Source organism: Hydrogenophaga sp. A37, from assembly GCF_002001205.1.
Classification (GTDB): Bacteria; Pseudomonadota; Gammaproteobacteria; order Burkholderiales; family Burkholderiaceae_C; genus Hydrogenophaga.
Map to the genome: position 1 here is coordinate 1 of NZ_MUNZ01000032.1, position 7277 is coordinate 7277.

General features: G+C 65.2%; 6 protein-coding genes. All 6 read left to right on the forward strand.

The window, feature by feature from the left end; all coding sequences use genetic code 11:
• Nucleotides 1-1679 (forward strand): acyl-CoA dehydrogenase family protein (locus B0E41_RS00405; RefSeq protein WP_143433592.1); only part of this gene is annotated, 1679 nt, incomplete at its 5' end.
• A gap of 45 nt (nt 1680-1724) precedes the next feature.
• A complete protein-coding gene (locus B0E41_RS00410; RefSeq protein WP_077327516.1) occupies nt 1725-2243 on the forward strand; it encodes a MarR family winged helix-turn-helix transcriptional regulator in 519 nt (172 codons plus the stop codon).
• A gap of 164 nt (nt 2244-2407) precedes the next feature.
• Nucleotides 2408-2755 carry a winged helix-turn-helix transcriptional regulator gene (locus B0E41_RS00415; protein WP_077327519.1) on the forward strand — a complete coding sequence of 116 codons (348 nt, stop codon included), beginning with the start codon at nt 2408-2410 and terminating at the stop codon, nt 2753-2755.
• A 312-nt stretch (nt 2756-3067) separates the two neighbouring features.
• Nucleotides 3068-3628, forward strand: a complete 561-nt coding sequence (gene grpE, locus B0E41_RS00420) for a nucleotide exchange factor GrpE (RefSeq protein ID WP_077327522.1) — start codon at nt 3068-3070, stop codon at nt 3626-3628.
• Between the two features lie 120 nt (nt 3629-3748).
• On the forward strand, nt 3749-5689 hold the full coding sequence (gene dnaK, locus B0E41_RS00425) for a molecular chaperone DnaK (protein WP_077327525.1): 1941 nt from the start codon (nt 3749-3751) through the stop codon (nt 5687-5689).
• A gap of 84 nt (nt 5690-5773) precedes the next feature.
• Nucleotides 5774-6904 (forward strand): molecular chaperone DnaJ, encoded by a 1131-nt coding sequence (gene dnaJ / locus B0E41_RS00430; RefSeq protein ID WP_077327529.1) that lies wholly within the window; start codon nt 5774-5776, stop codon nt 6902-6904.
• The last annotated feature ends 373 nt before the right edge of the window (nt 6905-7277 follow it).

Genomic DNA, 7277 nt, shown 5'->3' on the forward strand with positions numbered 1-7277 from the left:
GCTTCATTCTGCAGAACGTGCTGCAGGCGCCGCAGCAGCTCGCGGCCCTGCCCGCCTTCGCGGACGTCGATGAAGACCTGCTCACGCAGGTGACCGACGAGGCCAGCAAGTTTGTCGGCGAGGTGATCGCTCCGCTCAACCGCGAGGGCGACGAAGTGGGTGCGGCGTGGAAGACGGGCGCGGTCACGATGCCACCCGGTTTCCGTGAGGCCTACCAGGCCTTCTGGCAAGCCGGCTGGCCCTCGCTGGCCTGCGCCACCGAAGACGGTGGCCAGGGCCTGCCGGCCGCGCTGGAGGCCATGCTCTACGAAAACCTGAGCGCCGCCAACCACGGCTGGACCATGGCGCCCGGCCTGCTGCACGGCGCCTATGAGTGCATCAAGCACCACGCCTCGGCCGAGTTGAAGGCGCGCTACCTGGAGAAGGTGGCCACCGGCGAATGGCTGGCCACCATGTGCCTGACCGAGCCGCACGCGGGCTCGGACCTGGGCTTGTGCCGCACCAAGGCAGTCCCTCTTACCGACGGGCGTTTCGCGCTGTCAGGCACCAAGATCTTCATCTCCGGTGGCGAACACGACCTGACCGACAACATCGTGCACCTGGTGCTCGCGCGCCTGCCCGACAGCCCGCCCGGGCCCAAGGGCCTGTCCCTGTTCCTCGTGCCGAAGTTTTACGAAGACGGCGCCAGAAGCGCCGTCGTGTGCGAACGCATCGAAGAAAAAATGGGCCTGCACGGCAGCCCCACCTGCGTGATGCGTTTCGACGAAGCGCCGGGCTGGATCGTCGGCGAGCCCGGCAAGGGACTGAACGCGATGTTCGTGATGATGAACGCCGCGCGCCTGCACGTGGGCCTGCAGGGCATCGGCCTGCTCGACGCCGCCTGGCAGAAGGCCGACGCGTACGCCAAAGAACGCCGCCAGATGCGCGCGCCCGGTGGCTCGGCGAAAGCAGGCGAGGCTGATCTTGTTGGTCAGCACCCCGCCATGCGCCGCATCCTCGACGCACAGCGCGCCTGGATCGACGCCGGCCGCGTGGTCGCCTACCGCACCGCGCTCGAACTCGACATCCAGAAGCACCACGCCGACGCCGCCCGCCGCGAGCTCGCCAGCCGCTGGTGCACGCTGGTCACGCCGGTGCTCAAGGCCGCCTGGACCGACCAGGCCTTCCACGGCGCCAGCGCCTGCCTGCAGGTGTTCGGCGGCCACGGCTTCGTGCGCGAATGGGGCATCGAGCAGATCGTGCGCGATTCGCGCGTGGCCATGATCTACGAGGGCACGAACGAGATCCAGGCCATCGACCTGCTGCTGCGCAAGACCCTGCCCGACGGCGGTGCGGCCCTGTTGCGGCTGTTGGCCGACATCGGCGCCGAGCTGGGCGACGATCCGCAGGCCCTGCGCGTGAAGGAGCAGATCAACGGCTTCAGCGACTTCCTGCGCGAGCGCCTGCTGCCGCGCGCCACCGCCCCAGGTGCCCCCGCCGACCTGGCCCATTGGCTGGCCGACGACTTCCTGCGCGCCGTGGCCATGTTGCTCATGGCCTGGGCCTGGGCGCGCATCGGCGCCGCTCCGGGAGCGGACACCGCCCGCTGGCAGACCGCGCAGACCGGCTTCTGGCGCTGGGTCTGGCCGGAGTTCGAGATGCGGCTGGCGATGATGAACAACACGCTGGCAACAGCGTGACCACCCTCAGCGCAGCGAGCGCCGCAACCGTTATCCTCGGCAACCATGTCTGAACCGTCCGTTGCCAACACCCTGCGCCGTCCGCGCTCCCCCCGCAAGACGGCGACAGCCGCTCCAACCACCGCCGACAGCGACACCGGCATCGACACCAGTTACCTCGAATCCCTGCTGGGTTACAACGCCCGGCGCGCGGCACTGGCCGTGATCGGCGTGTTCCTGCAGCGCATGGCCCCCTTCGGCCTGCGCCCGGTGGACTTCTCGGTGCTCACGCTCATCGCGCACAACCCCGGCATCACCTCGCGCCAGGTCTGCGCCGCGCTGGACATCCTGCCGCCCAACCTGGTGGGCATGATCAAGAGCCTGGACAAGCGCGGGCTGATCGAGCGCCGGCCCCACCCCACCGACCGCCGCGCCCAGGGCCTGCACCTCTCGCCCACCGGCAAAAAACTGCAAAAGAGCGCCCAGGCCACCGCCACCCAGCTGGAGATCGATGTGGCGAGCCGCCTCACGGCGAAAGAGCTGGACACCCTCAAGACCTTGCTGAGCCGGGTCTACCGGCCGTAAAGCCCCTTCCCGCCCCGTGGGCGCAATCGGGGTAAGTCCTGATCGTCGGCCTTTGCGCCACATTGCTGCACTGCACGCAGCTAGCAAACTGCTAGCAAGGCCGGATTTCCGTATAGTGGATCTCAGCCACCCCGGCAGAGGGTGGTTGACAGGAGACACACAGCATGGCTTCCAAAGACAACGCCGCGGTGATCCAGCTCTTTGACTTGCTGGAATCGCGCTATGCGATGCGCGTGATCTGGGCCCTGAGCGACGGGCACCCACAAACCTTTCGCCTGCTGCAAGACAGCGTGGGTGGCGTCACACCCAACACCCTCAACACCCGCCTGAAAGAACTGCGCGCCGCCCGGCTGGTGGACCACACGGGTGACGGCTACCGCCTCACCCACCAGGGGGCCGACCTCGCGCGCCGCATGGTGGAAGTGCAGCAATTCGCCGGCAAGTGGGCGCAGCAGCAAGCCCGCGCGGCGGTGGCCAGCGCGGCCTCTGCGCAGCCCGCCGCCGCGCCCTGAGCACCTCTTCAGGCGGCGGTCGAACCCGGCAGCGGCCCGCTGGAACATAGAATCACGCCCCAGGGTGGCCGCAACCGCGTCCACCGCTTCGCCCTAGAGGTCGCGCAGCAGGCTGGCTCCCACGAAGCCGGGTCTTTCTGCTTCCTCCCAGGCGATGTCGACAGCGTTCCCTGTGGAAACTCCCCGGCTTTCACCCTTTGAGCGACCCTCTGAGCGCCAATTTGCTGTCGCCAGCCCTTGAACCCTGCCCGACCGCCCCTACATGTTGCGCACGGCAAGCTTTGCCTTTGATTCCACGACCTTTTACCCGCCATGAGCCAACCACAAACCCCCGCTGACAGCCCAGAGAACCCCACTCCCGAGAGCCCGGAAGAGGCCCTGGCCGCTGCCGCGGTGGCCGAAGCCGACGCGCTGGCCGCCCTGACCAACGAAGTCACCGAACTCAAAACGAAAAACGCCGATCTGGCCGACCAGTTCCTGCGTGCCAAGGCCGAGGCCGAAAACGCCCGCCGCCGCGCCGAAGACGAGATCAGCAAGGCCCGCAAGTTCGCGGTGGAAAGTTTTGCCGAGAGCCTGTTGCCCGTGACCGACAGCCTGGAAGCCGGCCTCGGCATTCAAGAAGCCACGCGCGAACAGCTGCGTGAGGGCTCCGAAGCCACGCTCAAGCAGCTGAAAAGCGCGCTGGAGCGCCACAAGGTGCTCGAAATCGCGCCCGCCGCCGGCACCAAGTTCGACCCGCACCAGCACCAGGCCATCAGCATGGTGCCCGCCGAGCAGGACGCCAACACCGTGGTCGCCGTGCTGCAAAAGGGCTACCTGATCGCCGACCGCGTGCTGCGCCCGGCGCTCGTCACCGTGGCCGCCCCCCGATAAAGGCATTTGTGTGCGCAGGGGCTTGAAAACCACCTGAGTTATCCACACATCTTCCACAAGGGATGCACAAGGCCTCCACACCTCTTTCAACCTCTTTTTATTTGAACCGGAGCAGAGAACATGGGAAAAATCATCGGCATCGACCTGGGCACCACCAACTCGTGTGTGTCCATCATGGAAGGCAACACCACCAAGGTGATCGAGAACTCGGAAGGTGCCCGCACCACGCCGTCGATCGTGGCCTACCAGGAAGACGGTGAGGTGCTGGTCGGCGCGTCCGCCAAGCGCCAGGCCGTGACCAACCCCAAGAACACGCTCTACGCGATCAAGCGCCTGATCGGCCGCAAGTTCACCGAGAAAGAAGTCCAGAAGGACATCAACCTCATGCCCTACGCCATCGTGGCCGCCGACAACGGCGACGCCTGGGTGGAAGTGCGTGGCAAGCAGATCTCGGCCCAGCAGGTCAGTGCCGACATCCTGCGCAAGATGAAGAAGACCGCCGAGGACTACCTGGGCGAAGCCGTGACCGAGGCCGTGATCACGGTGCCGGCCTACTTCAACGACGCCCAGCGCCAAGCCACCAAAGACGCTGGCCGCATCGCCGGCCTCGACGTCAAGCGCATCATCAACGAGCCCACCGCCGCGGCCCTGGCCTTCGGCCTGGACAAGACCGAAAAGGGCGACCGCAAGATCGCGGTCTATGACCTCGGCGGCGGCACGTTCGACGTGTCCATCATCGAGATCGCCGATGTCGATGGCGAAAAACAGTTCGAGGTGCTGTCCACCAACGGCGACACCTTCCTGGGCGGCGAAGACTTCGACCAGCGCATCATCGACTTCATCGTCACCGAGTTCAAGAAAGAACAAGGCGTTGACCTGACCAAAGACGTGCTGGCCCTGCAGCGCCTGAAAGAAGCCGCTGAAAAGGCCAAGATCGAGCTGTCCAGCTCGGCCGCGACCGACCTCAACCTGCCCTACATCACCGCCGACGCATCGGGCCCCAAGCACCTGAACATCAAGCTCACGCGCGCCAAGCTCGAAGCCCTGGTGGAAGAGCTGATCGAACGCACCATCGCCCCTTGCCGCATGGCCATCAAGGACGCCGGCGTGAGCGTCTCCGACATCCACGACGTGATCCTGGTGGGCGGCATGACCCGCATGCCCAAGGTGCAGGACAAGGTGAAAGAGTTCTTCGGCAAAGAGCCGCGCAAGGACGTGAACCCCGACGAAGCCGTGGCCGTGGGCGCCGCCATCCAGGGCCAGGTGCTCTCCGGTGACCGCAAGGACGTGCTGCTGCTCGACGTGACCCCGCTGAGCCTGGGCATCGAAACCATGGGCGGCGTCATGACGAAGATGATCCAGAAGAACACCACGATCCCGACAAAGTTCGCGCAGACCTTCTCGACCGCCGAAGACAACCAGCCGGCCGTGACCATCAAGGTGTTCCAGGGCGAGCGCGAGATCGCCGCCGGCAACAAGGCGCTGGGCGAGTTCAACCTCGAAGGCATCCCCGCTTCGCCGCGCGGCATGCCGCAGATCGAGGTGTCGTTCGACATCGACGCCAACGGCATCCTGCACGTGGGCGCCAAGGACAAGGGCACCGGCAAAGAAAACAAGATCACCATCAAGGCGAACTCCGGCCTCTCCGAAGCCGAGATCCAGCAGATGGTGAAAGACGCCGAGCTCAACGCCGCCGACGACAAGAAGAAGGTCGAACTCGTTCAGGCCCGCAACCAGGCCGAAGCCATGGTGCACAGCGTCAAGAAGTCGCTGGGCGAACACGGCGACAAGCTCGACGCGGGCGAGAAGGAAGCCATTGAAGCCGCGTTGAAAGACGTGGAAGAAGCCGCCAAGGGCGAAGACAAGGCCGACATCGAAGCCAAGACCGAAACGCTCATGACGGCCAGCCAGAAGCTGGGCGAAAAGGTCTACGCCGCGTCGCAGGCCGAGGCCGCTGCGGCCGGTGCCGCTGCCGAAGGCGCCAGCGCCGAGAGCGCCAGCAGCAACGCGAAAGACGATGACATCGTTGACGCCGAGGTGAAAGAAGTCAAGAAAGGCTGATCGCCCGTCGCACGGCTTTCAACCCGCCGCCGCGTCAGGGCAACCTGACGCGGCGTTTGTGTTCCAACAGACCCCCACCAGACCATGGCCAAACGCGATTTTTACGAGATTCTGGGCGTACCGAAGAACGCTTCGGACGAAGAAATCAAGAAGGCGTATCGCAAGCTCGCGATGAAGCACCACCCGGACCGCAACCAGGGTGACACGGCCAAAGCCGCCGAAGAAAAATTCAAGGAAGCCAAAGAGGCCTACGAGATGCTGAGCGACGCGCAGAAGCGCGCCGCCTACGACCAGCACGGCCACGCCGGTGTGGACCCCAACATGCGCGGCGGCCCGGGCGCGGAAGGTTTCGCGGGCTTCGGCGACGCCTTCGGCGACATCTTCGGCGACATCTTTGGCGGCCAGCGCGGCCAGCGCGGCGGCCGACAGGTCTACCGTGGCGCCGACCTGTCGTACGCCATGGAAATCTCGCTGGAAGAAGCGGCCGCTGGCAAGGAAAGCCAGATCCGCATCCCCAGCTGGGACGACTGTGAAACCTGCAAAGGCACGGGCGCCAAACCCGGCACCAGCGTCAAGACCTGCAGCACCTGCCACGGCCAGGGCCAGGTGCAGATGCGCCAGGGTTTCTTCAGCGTTCAACAGACCTGCCCGCACTGCCACGGCAGCGGCAAGATCATTCCCGAACCCTGCGTCACCTGCAACGGCCAGGGCAAGATCAAGAAGCAGAAAACGCTGGAAATCAAGATCCCTTCGGGCATCGACGACGGCCAGCGCATCCGCTCCAGCGGCAACGGCGAACCCGGCCAGAACGGCGGCCCGGCCGGCGACCTCTACATCGAGGTGCGCCTGCGCAAGCACGACATCTTCGAACGCGAGGGCGACGACCTGCACTGCCAGGTGCCGGTGAGCATGACCATTGCCGCCCTCGGCGGTGAGATCGACGTGCCCACCCTGCAAGGCAAGGCCACCATCGACTTGCCAGAAGGCACGCAAAGCGGCAAGACCTTCCGCCTGCGCGGCAAGGGTGTGAAGGGCGTGCGCAGCAGCTACCCCGGCGACCTGTACTGCCACGTGGCGGTCGAGACGCCGGTGAAGCTCACCGAACACCAGCGCAAGCTGCTCAAGGAACTCGACGAGTCGTTCAGGAAGGGCGGCCACAAGCACAGCCCGAACGACAAGGGGTGGTTTGAGAAGGCGAAGAGTTTTTTCAGCTGATTCGCGCGGGGGGTTCAGAAATGAGAAGGGGCGACGGGTGACCGTCGCCCCTTCTCACGACCAGAACCAGTACGACCGCATGGAAGAAAGAAATTCCTGTGACAAGGGGACGCCCGACTCTGAGCCGATCACAGAATCCACGTTGCAACTTGGACACAAGGCAGTCTGATTCTCATCGACCCACTCGGTTATCTCAGACGGCGCAAACGTACTGAGACAGAAGAAGCAGCCGCAGACGGAACTGGCCTCAACCTGTCGTCTATGCAGCGACGAAAATTGATGCGCTGACTTCACATCCATGGCGCACCCCTAGGACAGCAGGAACGTCCGAGCCATCTCCACCGCCTCCCCATCCCCCTTCACCACCTCCGGC